We start from the raw sequence: 17,070 nt of genomic DNA on the forward strand, positions 1-17,070 counted from the left end.
ATAATCCCCATGTCCGAAAACCGCTGGGAAGGTATCGACGAGTTCGTCGCCGTTGCCGAGTGCAGCCAGTTCACCGCCGCCGCCGAACGCCTGGGTGTTTCTTCCTCGCATGTCAGTCGACAAATCGTACGACTCGAAGAGCGACTGCAGACACGACTGCTGTATCGCAGCACCCGGCGTGTCACCTTGACCGAAGCCGGCCAGACCTTCCTGCAACATTGCCAGCGTCTGCAGGATGGTCGCGAAGAAGCACTGCGTGCGGTCGGCGACCTGACCAGCGAACCCAAAGGCATGCTGCGCATGACCTGCGCCGTGGCCTATGGCGAGCGCTTCATCGTGCCGCTGGTGACGCGGTTCATGGGGCACTATCCGCAACTGCGCATCGATATCGAACTGACCAACCGGCAACTCGATCTGGTGCACGAAGGCCTGGACCTGGCGATCCGCCTCGGGCGTCTTCAGGATTCTCGGTTGGTGGCGACCCGGCTGGCACCGCGGCGCATGTACCTCTGCGCGTCGCCGTCCTACCTCGAACGGTACGGTCGGCCACACAGTTTGTCGGAACTGAGCCGGCACAACTGCCTGATCGGCAGCTCGGATATCTGGCAACTGGAACAGAACGGACGGGAATTTTCCCAGCGGGTACAGGGAAACTGGCGCTGCAACAGTGGGCAAGCGGTGCTGGATGCGGCGCTACAGGGCGTCGGCCTGTGTCAGTTGCCGGACTATTACGTGTTGAAGCATCTGCACAGCGGCGCGTTGATTTCTTTGCTGGAGGCGCATCAACCGCCGAATACGGCGGTGTGGGCGTTGTATCCGCAACAACGGCACTTGTCGCCGAAGGTGCGCAAACTGGTGGATTTTCTCAAGGAAGGCTTGGCCGAACGGCCGGAGTATCGGATTTAACGACGGTTGGCCCAGCGCTGGCGCAACCATTCGAGGTCTTCCGGGCGGGTGACTTTCAGGTTGTCCGCGCGACCCTCGATCAGGCGCGGCGCCATGCCGGCCCACTCCATCGCCGAAGCTTCATCGGTGATCAGCGCATCGGCCACCAGACTGTCCGCCAATGCGCGGTGCAATGCTCCGAGGCGGAACATCTGCGGCGTGTAGGCCTGCCAGATCACGCTGCGATCCACGGTTTCGACCACGCGACCGTGCTTGTCGACCCGTTTCAGGGTGTCGCGCGCCGGCACGGCCAGCAAGCCACCGACCGGATCGCTCGCCAGCTCAGCCAGCAGTTTATCGAGATCGTCACGGCTCAGATTGGGCCGTGCCGCATCGTGCACCAGCACCCAATCCTCATCGTCGGCACCTTGGGCGTGCAGGTGCAGCAAAGCGTTGAGCACCGAACCTGAACGCTCGGCGCCACCCTCGACCCGCTGAATCCGCGGATCACTGACGCAAGCCAGGTTCGGCCAATAAGGATCATCGACAGCAAGACTGACCACCAGGCCCTTGAGGCTCGGGTGATCGAGGAAACAGCCGAGGCTGTGTTCGAGAATTGTGCGCCCGCCCAGTTGCAGGTATTGCTTGGGACGGTCCGCGGCCATACGGGCACCGACGCCCGCGGCAGGAATCACGGCCCAGAAGGCCGGCAGGGAATCGATCATTGGGCCAACTGGTAAAGGGTTTCGCCGTCCTTGACCATGCCCAGTTCGTGACGAGCCCGCTCTTCAACGGTCTCCATGCCTTTCTTCAACTCGCTGACTTCAGCGTCCATCACCCGGTTGCGCTCCAGCAATGCTTCGTTCTCGGCGTGCTGATCAGCAATCTGCTGATTCAGTTCGGCAACTTGCGCCAGACTGCCATTGCCCACCCACAGGCGGTACTGCAGACCAGCCAGCAGCAAGAGCAAGACGAGAAACAACCAGTAAGGACTGCGCATCGAATATCAGGTATCCAGTGAAAAAAGACAGCCACGCCAAAACTTTGAAGCATCTGATAGCACGAAGCCTGGAATATCCAGGCTTGTGCATATAAGGCATCAGATTAGTGGCAAATCCATCGCTGTCACGACTTTTCCGACACAATCCGGTGTCTTTTTACCATCTACAACTTAACCGCGAAACTCGGAGCGACCGTTGTACTTGGCTTTGCCATTCAACTGCTCTTCGATACGCAGCAGTTGGTTGTACTTGGAAACGCGGTCGGAACGGCACAGCGAACCGGTCTTGATCTGGCCAGCCGAAGTACCCACAGCCAGGTCGGCAATGGTCGAATCTTCGGTTTCGCCCGAACGGTGCGAGATCACGGCGGTGTAACCGGCAGCCTTGGCCATCTGGATGGCTTCCAGGGTTTCGGTCAGGGTGCCGATCTGGTTGAACTTGATCAGGATCGAGTTGGCGATCTTTTTATCGATGCCTTCTTTCAGGATCTTGGTGTTGGTCACGAACAGGTCGTCGCCTACCAGTTGGGTCTTCTCGCCGATCTTGTCGGTGAGGATCTTCCAGCCTGCCCAGTCGGACTCGTCCAGACCGTCTTCGATCGAGATGATCGGGTAACGCTCGGTCAGACCTTTCAGGTAGTCGGCGAAGCCTTCAGCGGTGAACACCTGGCCTTCGCCGGACAGGTTGTACTTGCCGTCTTCGAAGAATTCGCTGGCTGCACAGTCCAGAGCCAGGGTCACGTCGGTGCCCAGCTTGTAACCGGCGTTGGCAACAGCTTCGGAGATCACTTTCAGTGCGTCTTCGTTGGACGCCAGGTTCGGCGCGAAACCGCCTTCGTCACCGACAGCAGTGCTCAGGCCACGGGCCTTCAGAACAGCTTTCAGGTGATGGAAAATCTCGGTGCCCATGCGCAGACCTTCCGAGAAAGACTTGGCGCCAACCGGCTGAACCATGAATTCCTGGATGTCGACGTTATTGTCGGCGTGTTCGCCACCGTTGATGATGTTCATCATCGGAACCGGCATCGAGTACACACCCGGAGTGCCGTTCAGGTTGGCGATGTGTGCGTACAGCGGCAGGTCTTGATCCTGCGCAGCAGCCTTGGCCGCAGCCAGGGAGACGGCGAGGATGGCGTTGGCGCCCAGGGTCGCTTTGTTTTCAGTACCGTCAAGCTTGATCATCGCGTGATCCAGGGCTTTCTGGTCGCTTGGGTCGGTGCCCAGCAGCAGATCGCGGATCGGACCGTTGATGTTGGCTACCGCCTTGAGCACGCCCTTGCCCAGGTAACGGCTCTTGTCGCCATCACGCAGCTCGAGCGCTTCACGCGAGCCAGTGGATGCACCGGACGGCGCGCAAGCGCTGCCGATGATGCCGTTGTCGAGAAGCACGTCCGCTTCCACGGTGGGATTGCCACGGGAGTCGAGAACTTCACGACCTTTGATGTCGACGATTTTTGCCATTGTTGTAAACACTCCAAAGTTGACGAAAACGACGCAGCTAGAGGAAATCTTTTTACCGTCGGCAAGTGGTGTGCAGCGGGCAGCTTGCAGACGACAACGCTCATACCCGAGGGCATGAGCGACAAATCGTGCGGTACTTTACCGGAGAATTGAGGTTTACGCGGTTTCTACCGTCGGAAAACTCTTCACCAGTTCGTCCAGGGCTTTGAGCTGGGCCAGGAATGGCTCCAGTTTGTCCAGACGCAAGGCGCAAGGGCCGTCGCATTTGGCGTTGTCCGGATCCGGGTGCGCTTCGAGGAACAGGCCCGCCAGCGACTGGCTCATGCCAGCCTTGGCCAGGTCGGTGACCTGGGCGCGGCGACCGCCGGCGGAGTCGGAACGACCGCCAGGCATTTGCAGCGAATGGGTCACGTCGAAGAATACCGGGTACTCGAACTGCTTCATGATGCCGAAGCCGAGCATGTCGACCACGAGGTTGTTGTAGCCGAAGCTCGAACCGCGCTCGCAGAGGATCAATTGATCGTTACCCGCTTCCACGCACTTGTTCAGGATGTGTTTCATTTCCTGAGGCGCGAGGAACTGGGCTTTCTTGATGTTGATGACGGCATTGGTCTTGGCCATGGCGACCACGAGGTCGGTCTGGCGCGACAGGAAGGCCGGCAGCTGGATGATGTCGCAGACCTCAGCGACGACCGCGGCCTGGTCAGGCTCGTGGACGTCGGTGATGATCGGCACGCCGAAGGCTTGTTTGATGTCCTGGAAGATGCGCATGCCCTCTTCCAGGCCAGGACCGCGATAAGAGGTCACAGAAGAACGGTTGGCCTTGTCGAAACTGGCCTTGAACACGTAAGGGATACCGAGTTTTTCGGTGACCTTCACGTACTCTTCGCAAACCTGCATGGCCATGTCACGGCTTTCCAGCACGTTCATGCCGCCGAACAGCACCATGGGTTTGTCGTTGGCAATCTCGATGTCGCCGACGCGGATGATCTTCTGTGCCATCGGGGTTACGCCTTCTTCTGGTGTTGAGCCAATGCCGCTTTGACGAAGCCGCTGAACAGCGGATGGCCATCGCGTGGCGTCGAGGTGAACTCTGGGTGGAACTGGCAAGCGACGAACCATGGATGATCCGGTGCTTCGACCACTTCAACCAGCGCAGCATCAGCGGAGCGACCGGAAATCTTCAGGCCGGCCTCGATGATTTGCGGCAGCAGGTTGTTGTTCACTTCGTAACGGTGACGGTGACGCTCGACAATCACATCCTTGCCGTAGCAGTCGTGCACCTTGGAGCCGGCTTCCAGCAGGCATTCCTGAGCGCCGAGGCGCATGGTGCCGCCCAGATCGGACGATTCGGTACGGGTTTCGACTGCACCGGTGGCGTCTTCCCACTCGGTGATCAGACCGACAACCGGATGGCCGCTGGCACGATCGAACTCGGTGGAGTTGGCGTCTTTCCAGCCCATCACGTTACGGGCGAACTCGATGACCGCCACTTGCATGCCCAGGCAGATACCCAGGTATGGAACCTTGTTTTCGCGAGCGTATTGAACGGCAGTGATCTTGCCTTCCACGCCACGCAGACCGAAGCCGCCCGGTACGAGGATCGCGTCGACGCCTTCCAGCAGCGCGGTGCCCTGGTTCTCGATGTCTTCGGAATCGATGTAGCGCAGGTTGACCTTGGTGCGGTTGGTGATGCCGGCGTGACTCATCGCTTCGATCAGCGACTTGTAGGCGTCCAGCAGCTCCATGTACTTGCCGACCATCGCGATGGTGACTTCGTGCTCTGGATTGAGCTTGGCATCGACGACCTTTTCCCACTCGGAAAGGTCGGCGCCATTGCATTGCAGGCCGAAGCGCTCGACGACGAAATCGTCCAGACCCTGGGCGTGCAGCACGGCCGGGATCTTGTAGATGGTGTCGACGTCTTCCAGGGAGATCACCGCACGCTCTTCAACGTTGGTGAACAGCGCGATCTTGCGACGCGACGACACATCCACCGGATGGTCGGAGCGGCAGATCAGCACGTCTGGCTGCAGGCCGATCGAACGCAGCTCTTTTACGGAGTGCTGGGTCGGCTTGGTCTTGGTCTCGCCGGCGGTGGCGATGTACGGAACCAGAGTCAGGTGCATCAGCATCGCGCGCTTGGAACCGACTTCCACACGCAGCTGGCGGATGGCTTCGAGGAACGGTTGCGATTCGATGTCGCCAACGGTACCGCCGATTTCCACCAGAGCCACGTCGGCATCGCCGGCGCCCTTGATGATGCGACGCTTGATTTCGTCGGTGATGTGCGGAATCACCTGGATGGTTGCACCCAGGTAGTCACCACGGCGCTCTTTGCGCAGCACGTGCTCGTAGACACGGCCGGTGGTGAAGTTGTTGTTCTGGGTCATGGTCGTGCGGATGAACCGCTCGTAGTGGCCCAGGTCCAGGTCGGTCTCGGCGCCGTCGTGGGTGACGAACACTTCACCGTGCTGGAACGGGCTCATGGTGCCCGGGTCGACGTTGATGTACGGATCCAGCTTCAGCATGGTGACCTTAAGCCCCCGCGCCTCCAGGATGGCCGCCAATGAAGCCGATGCAATGCCTTTCCCCAAAGAAGAAACAACACCGCCCGTGACGAATATGTAGCGCGTCATGAAAAACCCTAGAAGTCTGCGTTAAAGCGGTCCGAGCCGCCGGGGAAAGCGAAGGAAGGCCGAAGCCCCCGATCACCTGCATTAATCACAGTGCACCTTTCAAAAAAACCGCCGCGTTGGGACAGACCGGAAGTGAAAACACCGGTACGTTGCTCGCTACACATTTTTTGGAATCGCCCAGCAAAGACTGCTTGGTAATCGGCAACTCCTGCAATTCAGGCGAATCCACAGAAGTTGTATCAAGAAGGGAGCGTAGTCTACCGGAATGCCCCCTTCATCTCAAACCTTGATCTTCGTCAGATGGCTGCCAATGCAAACGCCAGCCTTCCAACGCATTGCCGTCGAGCCCCGGCAGGTTCGCCACGGCGAGCAATTCTTCACCGCGAAACAGCAGCGGCAATCTGCCACGCACGAAGCCCGGCACCGCGCGCTCATTGAGCAAGCGCTTGAGATCGCGATGACCGCGATCCGCCAGATGCATCACCTCGCCGCCCTGCCGATAGCGGATGCGCAGCGGCCCTGCGGGAGTCTGACCGCTGAACATGACACGCCCGTTATCGGGCAAGCGTAGCGCCAGCGACGGCTCATGCCAGTCGCTGCTGACCACTGGCGCGCGCAACCATTGCCCGCTGAGCCACCACAGACGACCGGCGCTGCGGTGCAGCTCGCCATCCGCCAGACGCCAGACCGGCGAGGCATCGTTGCCGGCATCACGCAAATCGAGCCAACCCGACCAATGGTCGGTATCCGGCAGTCGGGTGAGCGGTTCCAGCCAATGACTGAGTGCATTTCTCTGGCGGGCATCGGACAACCCGGCGATGGCCGCAAACGCCAGCGATGGCAAACCCAGCCACTCGAAATCATCGGACAAGGTCGCTTGAGCCAGATCAATCTGCGCCAGCTCATCGAGCAAACCTTGCGCCTCACGCAAATGTGCCGCACTGCGGGCCATGCTGGCGTGAGCCTGCGGCCAGCGACCGGTCAGCAGCGGCATGACCTGATGGCGCAGGTAATTGCGCGAGAACTGTCGATCCTGATTCGACGGATCCTCTACCCAGCGCAGGCCATGGTCCCGCGCATAGACTTCCAGCTCGGCGCGCGTGACGTCGAGCAAGGGCCGAACCAGACTGCCCTGCCCCAACGTTCGTTGCGCCGGCATGCCGGAGAGGCCTCGGACCCCGGCGCCGCGCAACAGACGGAACAGCAGTGTTTCAGCCTGATCATCGCGGTGTTGTCCGGTCAATAACACATCGTTGGCCTGAATCGCCGCACTGAACGCCGCATAACGCGCATCCCGCGCCGCCCGCTCCAGGCTCGCCCCCGGCTGCACCTGCACACGCACCACCTGCAACGACACCGCCAGCCCATCGCAGACCACCTGGCAATGCGCCGGCCACGCGTCGGCCGCAGCCTGAAGGCCGTGATGGACATGGATGGCGCCTAGCGCCGGAAGGGATTCGGTTTTGGCGAGACCGGCCAGAAGGTGCAGCAGGACGGTGGAATCGAGTCCACCCGAGTAGGCGATGCGCCAATGGGAAGCACCGAGCCAGGGCTTGAGATGGCGCAAAAGCCTGGAAGGCAAATCAATCGTCGACTGATCCATTTCTTTCCCTTGGCACAAATCAAATGTGGGAGCGAACCGGCTCGCGATAGCGGTGCAACAGCCAACTCATTGGTTGAATGTTACCCCTCATCGCGAGCAGGCTCGCTCCCACATCGGGTATTGCGCGGTCGACTTAGAGGCCGTAGCTCATCAGACGATCGTAACGACGCTTGAGCAGCGCTTCGTTGTCGAACTTCTTCAGCATCGCCAGTTGCGAGCTCAGCTCGGCACGGATCGAGGCCGCAGCAGCCGCCGGATCACGGTGGGCGCCGCCCAGAGGCTCGCCAATCACTTTGTCGACGATGCCCAGGCCTTTCAGACGCTCGGCGGTGATGCCCATCGCTTCAGCGGCATCCGGCGCCTTTTCTGCGGTTTTCCACAGAATCGAAGCGCAACCTTCCGGCGAGATCACCGCGTAGGTCGAGTACTGCAGCATGTTCAACTGATCGCAGACACCGATCGCCAGCGCGCCGCCGGAACCACCTTCACCGATCACGGTGGCGATGATCGGGGTTTTCAGACGAGCCATGACGCGCAGGTTCCAGGCGATCGCTTCGCTCTGGTTGCGCTCTTCAGCGTCGATGCCAGGGTAGGCACCCGGGGTGTCGATGAAGGTCAGGATCGGCATCTTGAAGCGCTCGGCCATCTCCATCAGGCGGCAAGCCTTGCGGTAGCCTTCCGGGCGCGGCATGCCGAAGTTGCGGCGTACCTTTTCGCGCACTTCACGGCCCTTCTGGTGACCGATCACCATCACTGGCTGGTCTTCCAGACGTGCCACGCCGCCCACAATGGCCGCGTCGTCGGAGAAGTGACGATCACCGTGCAGTTCGTCGAACTCGGTGAAGATGTGCTCGATGTAGTCCAGGGTGTATGGACGTTTCGGGTGACGCGCCAGACGTGCGATCTGCCAGCTGGTCAGCTTGCCGAAAATGTCTTCGGTGAGCGTTTTGCTCTTGTCCTGCAGGCGGGAGATCTCATCGCCGATATTCAGCGAATTGTCATTACCGACCAAGCGCAACTCTTCGATCTTGGCTTGCAGGTCGGCGATCGGCTGTTCGAAATCTAGAAAATTCGGGTTCATAGGCGTCCGTCTAGGGTCGTGTCCCAAGTGAGCTTGGGCCGGCCGGTTGTCTATTCGCGCCCTACCTTAAGGGAGAGGCGCGCTAAGGTCGAGATTAAAAATTCAGGTTGCGGGCAGGCGGTTTGATATCACCTGCCGGTCAACGGTATTGGAGGAAGACGTTGTCTCGCCCGAACTGGTCACGCAGGGCTTGAATCAAGGCATCCGCCGGGTCGATCCGCCAGGTCTCGCCAAACTGCAGCAAGGTCTTCGCATCAGGGCTGGTGTACTCCATGGTGATCGGGCATGCCCCGCGGTGACGCTTGAGCAAATCACCCAACCAGCGTAGCTGATCGCCTTTCAGGTCCTGGGTCTGCAACTTCAGGCGCAGGCTCTCGGCCAGGTTGGTGCGCGCATCTTCCATGCTCATCACCCGCTTGACCCGCAGGCGCAGACCGCCGGAGAAGTCATCGTTGCTGACTTCGCCTTCGACCACCACCATCGCGTCGGTCTGCAGCAGCGATTGCGCGGAGTGGAACGCCTCGGCGAACAGTGACGCCTCGATCCGCCCGGAGCGGTCGTCGAGGGTGATGAAGCCCATCTTGTCGCCCTTTTTGTTCTTCATCACCCGCAGGGCAATGATCATCCCCGCCACGGTCTGGGTATCCCGGGCCGGTTTCAGGTCGATGATGCGCTGGCGGGCGAAACGGCGGATTTCACCTTCGTATTCGTCGATCGGGTGGCCGGTCAGGTACAGGCCAAGGGTGTCTTTTTCACCCTTGAGTCGTTCCTTGAGGGTCAGTTCCTTGGCCTTGCGATGCAGCGCGTAAACGTCCGCATCTTCCTCGACGAACAACCCGCCGAACAGGTCGGCATGGCCACTGTCGCGGGTGCGTGCAGTCTGCTCGGCCGACTTGATCGCCTCTTCCATCGCCGCCAGCAATACCGCGCGATTGCGGTCGATGTTGGCCTGATAAGCCTTTTGCTCGTCATGGAAGTACGGGCCGAGGCGATCCAGCGCGCCGCTACGGATCAAACCGTCCAGCGTGCGCTTGTTGATGCGCTTGAGGTCGACTCGGGCACAGAAGTCGAACAGGTCCTTGAACGGGCCTGCCTGACGGGCCTCGGTGATCGCTTCCACCGGGCCTTCGCCGACGCCTTTGATCGCGCCCAGGCCATACACGATGCGCCCTTCGTCGTTCACCGTGAACTTGAACTCCGAGGTATTCACGTCCGGCGCGTCGAGGCGCAGCTTCATCGTGCGCACTTCTTCGATCAAGGTCACGACCTTGTCGGTGTTGTGCATATCCGCCGAAAGCACCGCCGCCATGAACGGCGCCGGGTAGTGGGCTTTCAGCCAGGCGGTCTGGTACGACACCAGGCCGTAGGCGGCGGAGTGGGATTTGTTGAAGCCGTAACCGGCGAATTTCTCTACCAGGTCGAAAATGTTACCGGCAAGGTCCGCGTCGATATTGTTGGTGGCGCAACCTTCAATGAAGCCGCCGCGCTGCTTGGCCATTTCCTCGGGCTTTTTCTTACCCATGGCCCGCCGCAGCATGTCCGCACCACCGAGGGTGTAACCGGCCATGACCTGGGCAATCTGCATCACCTGTTCCTGATACAGGATGATGCCGTAAGTCGGTGCCAGGACGGGCTTGAGGCCCTCGTACTGGTAATCCGAGTGCGGATAGGCCAGTTCGGCGCGACCGTGCTTACGGTTGATGAAGTCATCCACCATGCCCGATTGCAATGGGCCCGGACGGAACAAGGCCACCAGCGCGATCAAGTCTTCCAGGCAGTCGGGCTTGAGCTTTTTGATCAGCTCTTTCATACCGCGGGATTCAAGCTGGAATACCGCAGTGGTTTCAGCTTTTTGCAGCAGCTGATACGTCGGTTTGTCATCCAGCGGGATGAACGCGATATCCAGCGGCGGTTCGTTGACCTTGGCGCGGTCGCGATTGATCGTTTTCAGCGCCCAGTCGATGATCGTCAGCGTTCGCAGGCCGAGGAAGTCGAACTTCACCAGACCGGCCGCCTCGACGTCATCCTTGTCGAACTGGGTTACCAGGCCGTCACCGGCCTCGTCGCAATAGATCGGCGAGAAGTCGGTCAGCTTGGTCGGTGCGATCACCACACCACCGGCATGCTTGCCGACGTTACGCACAACGCCTTCGAGCTTACGCGCCATCTCCCAGATTTCCGCCGCCTCTTCATCGACCTTGATGAAATCGCGCAGGATTTCCTCCTGCTCGTAGGCTTTTTCCAGGGTCATGCCGACTTCGAACGGAATCATCTTCGACAGGCGATCCGCCAGGCCGAACGACTTGCCCTGCGCCCGCGCCACGTCGCGCACCACAGCTTTCGCCGCCATGGAACCGAAGGTGATGATCTGGCTCACAGCGTTACGGCCGTACTTTTCGGCCACGTAGTCGATCACGCGGTCGCGACCGTCCATGCAGAAGTCGACGTCGAAGTCGGGCATGGATACCCGTTCCGGGTTAAGGAAACGCTCGAACAGCAGGTCGTATTCCAGCGGATCGAGGTCGGTGATCTTCTGCACATAGGCCACCAGCGATCCGGCACCCGACCCCCGGCCCGGGCCCACCGGCACGCCGTTGTTCTTGGCCCACTGGATGAAGTCCATCACGATCAGGAAGTAACCGGGGAACCCCATCTGGATAATGATATCCAGCTCGAAATTCAGTCGGTCGACATAGACCTGCCGCTTGGCTTCGTAGTCTTCAGTCGTGTCCCTTGGCAGCAGAACGGTTAACCGCTCTTCCAGACCTTCGAAGGACACCTTGCGGAAATACTCATCGATGGTCATGCCATCGGGGATCGGGAAGTTGGGCAAAAAGTGCGTGCCCAGCTTCACTTCAATGTTGCAGCGCTTGGCGATCTCGACGGAGTTTTCCACCGCATCCGGCAGGTCGCTGAACAGCTCGGCCATTTCCTCGGCGCTTTTCAGGTATTGCTGATCGCTGTAGTTCTTCGAACGACGCGGATCGTCAAGGGCCCGGCCCTCACCGATGCAGACGCGGGTTTCGTGGGCGGCGAAGTCTTCCTGCTTGATGAAACGCACATCGTTGGTCGCGACCAGCGGCGCACCGAGCTTGTCGGCCAGGGCCACGGCGCCGTGCAATTGTTCTTCGTCATTCGGACGATTGGTACGCTGGATCTCCAGGTAGAAACGATCCGGGAACACCGCCATCCATTCGCGCGTCAGGACCTCGGCCTCAGCGGGGTTGCCGCCGATCATGGCCATGCCGATTTCGCCTTCTTTCGCGGCGGACAGCATGATCAGGCCTTCGTTGGCCTCGGCGACCCATTCGCGCTCGATGATGATCATGCCGTTGCGCTGACCTTCGATGAAGCCACGGGAAATCAGCTCGGTCAGGTTGCGATAACCCAGGGCGTTCATGACCAGCAGGCTGATCCGGCTCAGCGGACCCTCCGGGTCCTTGTTCGACAGCCACAGGTCGGCGCCGCAGATCGGCTTGATCCCGGCGCCCATGGTGTTTTTATAGAATTTGACCAGCGAACACATGTTGTTCTGGTCGGTAACCGCAACGGCCGGCATGCCCATGCCGGTCAGGGCCTTGACCAGCGGCTTGATCCGCACCAGCCCGTCGACCAGGGAGTATTCAGTGTGCAGGCGTAGATGAACGAATGAAGCCGGCATAGTGATCCTGTCCAGTTACATAGAGACAACAAGGCCCGGATTGTACCGGGCCCTGAACAAAACATCAGCCTCGCCGCTAAACCTGCGTGAGGCCTTCCAGCGCTTCATAAGCCTGCCGCACCGGGGCAAACGAACGCCGGTGAATCGGCGTCGGCCCGAGGCGCACCAACGCTTCCAGATGAACGGGCGTCGGGTAGCCTTTATGGCCACCGATGCCGTAACCCGGATAGATCAATTCGAACGCCGCCATCTCGCGGTCGCGACTGACCTTGGCCAGAATCGACGCGGCGGCGATGGCCGGCACCTTGCTGTCGCCCTTGACCACGGCTTCGGAACGCATCGGCAGTTTCGGGCAGCGGTTGCCGTCGATCATCGCCAGCTTCGGCTGGATATGCAGACCCGCCACCGCGCGCTGCATCGCCAACATGGTGGCGTGGAGGATGTTCAACTCGTCGATCTCTTCGACTTCGGCACGGGCGATGCACCAGCTCAGTGCCTTCTCGCAGATTTCGTCGTAGAGCTTTTCACGCTTGGCTTCAGTGAGTTTCTTCGAGTCGTTGAGACCGAGTATCGGACGGTTCGGATCGAGGATCACCGCCGCCGTGACGACCGCACCGCACAACGGGCCACGACCGACTTCATCAACGCCGGCCACCAACTCTTCGACTTCGGCAACCAGGGTGAAATCCAGGCCCATCTGCATGCTTGTCTTGCTCATCGTGTTTGACCGATCAGGTTCAGAACGGCGTCAGCCGCTTGATTGGAAGCGTCCAGACGCAGGGTGCGGTGGATCTCGTCGAAGCCGCGTGTCTGCTCTTCGCCACCGTCGATCAGCGGCGACAAGGTCTGGGCGAGCGCTTCGACCGTCGCATCATCCTGCAACAATTCCGGTACCAGCAGTCGCTGGGCCAGCAGGTTCGGCAGGGAGACGTAAGGGCTCTTGACCATGCGTTTGAGAATCCAGAACGTCAGCGGTGCCAGACGATAGGCCACGACCATTGGTCGCTTGTACAGCAGCGCCTCGAGGGTCGCAGTGCCTGACGCGATCAGGACTGCGTTGCACGCCGCCAGCGCCAGATGGGATTTGCCATCGAGCAAGGTCACCGGCAAGTCGCGACCGGCCAGCAGCTCTTCAAGCTGGGCCCGACGCTCGGGATTGGCGCACGGTATGACGAAGCGCAAACCCGGGCGCATGGCGCGCAGGCGTTCGGCGGTATCGAGGAACAGCGCACCCAGACGACTGACTTCGCCGCCGCGACTGCCCGGCATCAACGCCACCAGCGGGCCGTCCGGCAGTCCCAGTTCGGCGCGCGCAGCAGTGCGATCGGCTTCCAGTGGAATGGTATCGGCCAGCGTATGGCCGACGAACCGCACCGGCACGCCTTTCTCTTCGTAGAATCTGGCTTCGAACGGCAGCAGCGTGAGCATCAGGTCGCAGCCTTCGCGGATCTTCAGCACTCGCTTCTGCCGCCACGCCCATACCGAAGGGCTGACGTAGTGCACGGTCTTGATCCCGGCCTGACGCAGCTTGAGTTCGATATTGAGGTTGAAATCCGGGGCATCGATGCCGATGAACACATCCGGCTTTTCAGCGATCAGCTTGGCGATCAGGTCCTTGCGGCGCTTGAGCAGTTCACGCAGTCGCCCGAGGACTTCCACCAGCCCCATGACCGACAGCCGTTCCATGGGGAAGTAGGAGCTCAGGCCTTCGGCCTGCATCAACGGGCCGCCGACGCCAATGAACTCGACAGCGGGATGCTGTGCCTTGAGGGCACGCATCAGACCGGCGCCCAGAATGTCACCGGAAGCCTCACCCGCCACCAGCGCAATACGCAGATTGGCCATGATCAGCGGGTGATGCCGCGAGACGACGACTGGATGGAGTCACGGAACACCGCGACTTCCGGGAACTGGGCGGCAGGCTCGGCCAGTTCGGCCAGGGCTTGCTCGACAGTCAGTCCCTGGCGGTAGACGGTTTTATAGGCGCGTCGCAAGGCATGAATGGCATCCTCGCTGAAACCACGACGGCGCATGCCTTCGAAGTTCATGCTGCGCGCTTCGGCCGGGTTGCCGAACACCGTGACGAACGCCGGAACGTCCTTGCCGATGGCGGTGCCCATACCGGAAAAGCTGTGGGCGCCAATGTGGCAATACTGATGCACCAGGGTGAAACCGGACAGGATCGCCCAGTCCTCGACGTGCACATGCCCGGCCAACGCGGTGTTGTTGACCAGAATGCAGTGGTTGCCGATGACGCTGTCGTGGCCGATGTGGGCGTAAGCCATGATCAGGTTGTGATCGCCCAGGGTGGTTTCCGAACGATCCTGAACGGTGCCACGGTGAATCGTCACGCCTTCACGGATAACGTTATGGTCACCGATCACCAGACGGGTTTCTTCACCCTTGTACTTGAGATCAGGCGTGTCTTCGCCTACCGAGGAAAACTGGTAGATGCGATTGTGCTTGCCGATTCGGGTCGGGCCTTTGAGGATCACGTGCGGCCCGATCACTGTCCCCTCGCCGATTTCCACACCTGCGCCGATGATCGACCACGGGCCGACCTCGACACCTTCAGCCAGTACGGCCGAAGGATCGATGATTGCGCGAGGGTCAATCAAACTCATACTTTTTGTTCCGCGCAGATGATCTCGGCGGAGCAGACCGGCTTGCCATCAACCGACGCCTGGCATTCAAACTTCCAGATCTTGCGCTTGCAGCTAATGAACGTGGCCTCAAGAATCAACTGATCGCCAGGCTTGACCGGCTGGCGGAAACGCAGTTTGTCGGAGCCGACAAAGTAGTAAAGCGTGCCATCAGCGGGCTTCACGTCGAGCATCTTGAAACCGAGAATCCCGGCTGCCTGAGCCATCGCTTCGATGATCAGGACGCCCGGCATGATCGGATGCGCAGGGAAGTGACCATTGAAGAACGGTTCGTTGATGCTGACATTCTTGTAGGCGCGAATTCGCTTGCCTTCAGTATCCAGTTCCACCACCCGGTCCACCAGCAGGAACGGGTAACGGTGAGGCAGGTATTCGCGAATCTCGTTGATGTCCATCATTTCGGGGGGAAGCCTATGTAAAGATTGGGAGCGCGACTGACGCGCACTCCTCTAGCAAATCAAGGAGGCAGTCCAGAGGCTGTGCACTCTTGATATGGAAATGGTATCAGCCTTCAGATGAAGCATTACCGCCAGGGGTCACTTCCCCTGCCCGCTTTTCCAGCTGTTTCAACCGTCGCGCGAGGTCATCGAGCTGACGGATGCGTGCCGCGCTTTTGCGCCATTCGGCAGCCGGCTGCATGGCTGTACCGGAAGAATAGGCACCCGGCTCGGTAATCGAGTGAGTCACCATGGTCATCCCGGTCAGGAAAACGTTGTCGCAAATATCGATGTGCCCTACCAGGCCAACACCGCCGGCGAGCATGCAGTGCTTGCCGATCTTTGTGCTGCCGGAAATCCCCACGCACGCCGCCATGGCGGTGTGATCACCGACCTGAACGTTGTGGGCGATCTGAATCTGGTTGTCGAGCTTCACACCGTTGCCGATCACGGTATCGGCCAACGCACCGCGGTCGATGGCGGTGTTCACGCCAATCTCCACATCGTCGCCAATGGTCACGCCGCCGATCTGGGCGATTTTCTGCCAGATGCCTTTCTCGTTGGCAAAGCCGAAGCCTTCACCGCCGAGCACTGCACCGGACTGGATCACCACCCGCTTGCCGATGCGCACATCGTGATACAGCGTCACCCGCGGAGCCAGCCAGCCACCTTCGCCGACTTCGCTGCGGGCACCGACAACGCAATGTGCGCCGAGCGTCACGCCCGCACCGATCCGGGCACCGGCCTCGATCACCACAAAGGGACCGATGCTGGCAGTCGAATCGACCACGGCGTCCGAAGCAATCACTGCAGTCGGATGGATACCGGCCGCGGATTTCGGCTTCGGATCGAACAGGTGGGAAATGCGTGCGTAAGCCAGATAAGGATCGGGCACCACCAACGCATTACCGGCATAACCTTCGGCATCAGCCGCTTTGAGCAGCAGTGCCGCCGCCTGCGAGCCAGCGAGGTATTTGCGGTATTGGGGGTTTGCCAGAAAGCTCAACTGAGCTGGGCCAGCCTCCTGCAAGGTGGCTAGCCCAGTAATTTGCTTCTCAGGGTCGCCACTCAGGGTGGCACCGAGGAACTCGGCCAACTGGCCGAGTTTGATAGTCACGGTCATGGGTTACTTCAGCTGATTCATGCGCTCGATAACCTGGCGCGTGATGTCATATTGAGGTTTGACATCGATCACTGCGCCACGCTCGAACACCAGGTCAAAACCACCTTTCTTGATGACTTCTTCCACTGCGCTATCCAGTTTCGGCTTGAGCTGCTTGAGCATTTCGCGGTCAGCAACGGCTTTGGCTTCGTTCAGTTCCTTGGACTGGAACTGGAAGTCACGGGCCTTTTGCTTGAATTCCAGCTCCAGACGCTCACGCTCGCCCTGCTGCATCTTGTCGCCACCCGCCATCAAACGATCCTGAATGCCCTTGGCGCTGCTTTCCAGCGTCTTGAGCTTGGTCAGTTGAGGGCCGAACTTCTTCTCGGCATCCACAGCGTATTTCTTGGCTGCGTCGGATTCCAGCAGTGCCATCTGATAGTTCAGAACAGCGATTTTCATGTCGGCAAATGCCGGGCCTGCCACCAGTACGGAGGCCAGGAGAACCAATTGAGTCAACTTACGCACGATGCACTCC

The 17,070-nt window shown here is 60.1% G+C and carries 15 protein-coding genes; 1 reads left to right on the forward strand and 14 read right to left on the reverse strand.

The window, feature by feature from the left end; genetic code table 11:
* The first annotated feature begins 9 nt into the window (after positions 1 to 9).
* A complete protein-coding gene (locus AC07N4_RS08990; protein ID WP_493065363.1) occupies positions 10 to 906 on the forward strand; it encodes a LysR substrate-binding domain-containing protein in 897 nt (298 codons plus the stop codon).
* On the opposite strand, the gene ispD is transcribed toward AC07N4_RS08990, so the two are convergent.
* The 14 genes from ispD to AC07N4_RS09060 all read right to left on the reverse strand — a co-directional run bounded on the left by ispD (position 903) and on the right by AC07N4_RS09060 (position 17,060).
* Entirely contained in the window at positions 903 to 1,610 is a 708-nt protein-coding gene (gene ispD / locus AC07N4_RS08995) for a 2-C-methyl-D-erythritol 4-phosphate cytidylyltransferase (protein ID WP_102621421.1), read from the reverse strand. The two genes, AC07N4_RS08990 and ispD, sit on opposite strands and share 4 nt — an antisense overlap.
* Positions 1,607 to 1,885, reverse strand: coding sequence for a cell division protein FtsB (ftsB, locus tag AC07N4_RS09000; protein WP_003222158.1), 279 nt, complete (start codon positions 1,883 to 1,885; stop codon positions 1,607 to 1,609). The genes ispD and ftsB overlap by 4 nt, the downstream gene beginning before the upstream one ends.
* Positions 1,886 to 2,056: 171 nt before the next feature.
* Positions 2,057 to 3,346, reverse strand: a complete 1,290-nt coding sequence (gene eno, locus AC07N4_RS09005) for a phosphopyruvate hydratase (RefSeq protein ID WP_007954808.1) — start codon at positions 3,344 to 3,346, stop codon at positions 2,057 to 2,059.
* 156 nt (positions 3,347 to 3,502) lie between these two features.
* Entirely contained in the window at positions 3,503 to 4,348 is an 846-nt protein-coding gene (gene kdsA, locus AC07N4_RS09010) for a 3-deoxy-8-phosphooctulonate synthase (protein ID WP_007954807.1), read from the reverse strand.
* 5 nt (positions 4,349 to 4,353) lie between these two features.
* A complete protein-coding gene (pyrG, locus tag AC07N4_RS09015; RefSeq protein WP_096819617.1) occupies positions 4,354 to 5,985 on the reverse strand; it encodes a CTP synthase in 1,632 nt (543 codons plus the stop codon).
* Positions 5,986 to 6,259: 274 nt separating this feature from the next.
* Positions 6,260 to 7,588 (reverse strand): tRNA lysidine(34) synthetase TilS, encoded by a 1,329-nt coding sequence (gene tilS, locus AC07N4_RS09020; protein ID WP_493065362.1) that lies wholly within the window; start codon positions 7,586 to 7,588, stop codon positions 6,260 to 6,262.
* A gap of 133 nt (positions 7,589 to 7,721) precedes the next feature.
* Positions 7,722 to 8,669, reverse strand: a complete 948-nt coding sequence (locus tag AC07N4_RS09025; RefSeq protein WP_085748116.1) for an acetyl-CoA carboxylase carboxyltransferase subunit alpha — start codon at positions 8,667 to 8,669, stop codon at positions 7,722 to 7,724.
* Positions 8,670 to 8,808: 139 nt separating this feature from the next.
* Positions 8,809 to 12,330 (reverse strand): DNA polymerase III subunit alpha, encoded by a 3,522-nt coding sequence (gene dnaE, locus AC07N4_RS09030; protein WP_096819619.1) that lies wholly within the window; start codon positions 12,328 to 12,330, stop codon positions 8,809 to 8,811.
* Between the two features lie 76 nt (positions 12,331 to 12,406).
* The gene (rnhB, locus tag AC07N4_RS09035) at positions 12,407 to 13,033 is read right to left on the reverse strand and encodes a ribonuclease HII (protein WP_085712847.1); all 627 of its coding nucleotides are present in this window, start codon (positions 13,031 to 13,033) and stop codon (positions 12,407 to 12,409) included.
* Positions 13,034 to 13,044: 11 nt separating this feature from the next.
* The gene (gene lpxB, locus AC07N4_RS09040) at positions 13,045 to 14,175 is read right to left on the reverse strand and encodes a lipid-A-disaccharide synthase (RefSeq protein ID WP_273541363.1); all 1,131 of its coding nucleotides are present in this window, start codon (positions 14,173 to 14,175) and stop codon (positions 13,045 to 13,047) included.
* A 2-nt stretch (positions 14,176 to 14,177) separates the two neighbouring features.
* Entirely contained in the window at positions 14,178 to 14,954 is a 777-nt protein-coding gene (gene lpxA / locus AC07N4_RS09045; protein ID WP_085712845.1) for an acyl-ACP--UDP-N-acetylglucosamine O-acyltransferase, read from the reverse strand.
* Complete coding sequence (gene fabZ / locus AC07N4_RS09050) at positions 14,951 to 15,391, reverse strand: 3-hydroxyacyl-ACP dehydratase FabZ (RefSeq protein WP_016771469.1); 441 nt, start codon at positions 15,389 to 15,391, stop codon at positions 14,951 to 14,953. Before fabZ ends, lpxA begins: the two co-directional genes overlap by 4 nt.
* 106 nt (positions 15,392 to 15,497) lie before the next feature.
* Entirely contained in the window at positions 15,498 to 16,553 is a 1,056-nt protein-coding gene (lpxD, locus tag AC07N4_RS09055) for a UDP-3-O-(3-hydroxymyristoyl)glucosamine N-acyltransferase (RefSeq protein ID WP_493065361.1), read from the reverse strand.
* 3 nt (positions 16,554 to 16,556) lie between these two features.
* On the reverse strand, positions 16,557 to 17,060 hold the full coding sequence (locus AC07N4_RS09060; protein ID WP_003222140.1) for an OmpH/Skp family outer membrane protein: 504 nt from the start codon (positions 17,058 to 17,060) through the stop codon (positions 16,557 to 16,559).
* Positions 17,061 to 17,070 lie beyond the last annotated feature (10 nt).

This window comes from Pseudomonas sp. GW821-FHT09E04, assembly GCF_059416185.1.

Excerpts from the sequence above, each read along its gene's own strand:
- AC07N4_RS08990 (WP_493065363.1), top strand. The coding sequence starts at position 10 with ATGTCCGAAAACCGCTGGGAAGGTATCGACGAGTTCGTCGCCGTTGCC.
- ispD (WP_102621421.1), bottom strand. The coding sequence starts at position 1,610 with ATGATCGATTCCCTGCCGGCCTTCTGGGCCGTGATTCCTGCCGCGGGC.
- ftsB (WP_003222158.1), bottom strand. The coding sequence starts at position 1,885 with ATGCGCAGTCCTTACTGGTTGTTTCTCGTCTTGCTCTTGCTGCTGGCT.
- eno (WP_007954808.1), bottom strand. The coding sequence starts at position 3,346 with ATGGCAAAAATCGTCGACATCAAAGGTCGTGAAGTTCTCGACTCCCGT.
- kdsA (WP_007954807.1), bottom strand. The coding sequence starts at position 4,348 with ATGGCACAGAAGATCATCCGCGTCGGCGACATCGAGATTGCCAACGAC.
- pyrG (WP_096819617.1), bottom strand. The coding sequence starts at position 5,985 with ATGACGCGCTACATATTCGTCACGGGCGGTGTTGTTTCTTCTTTGGGG.
- tilS (WP_493065362.1), bottom strand. The coding sequence starts at position 7,588 with ATGGATCAGTCGACGATTGATTTGCCTTCCAGGCTTTTGCGCCATCTC.
- AC07N4_RS09025 (WP_085748116.1), bottom strand. The coding sequence starts at position 8,669 with ATGAACCCGAATTTTCTAGATTTCGAACAGCCGATCGCCGACCTGCAA.
- dnaE (WP_096819619.1), bottom strand. The coding sequence starts at position 12,330 with ATGCCGGCTTCATTCGTTCATCTACGCCTGCACACTGAATACTCCCTG.
- rnhB (WP_085712847.1), bottom strand. The coding sequence starts at position 13,033 with ATGCAGATGGGCCTGGATTTCACCCTGGTTGCCGAAGTCGAAGAGTTG.
- lpxB (WP_273541363.1), bottom strand. The coding sequence starts at position 14,175 with ATGGCCAATCTGCGTATTGCGCTGGTGGCGGGTGAGGCTTCCGGTGAC.
- lpxA (WP_085712845.1), bottom strand. The coding sequence starts at position 14,954 with ATGAGTTTGATTGACCCTCGCGCAATCATCGATCCTTCGGCCGTACTG.
- fabZ (WP_016771469.1), bottom strand. The coding sequence starts at position 15,391 with ATGATGGACATCAACGAGATTCGCGAATACCTGCCTCACCGTTACCCG.
- lpxD (WP_493065361.1), bottom strand. The coding sequence starts at position 16,553 with ATGACCGTGACTATCAAACTCGGCCAGTTGGCCGAGTTCCTCGGTGCC.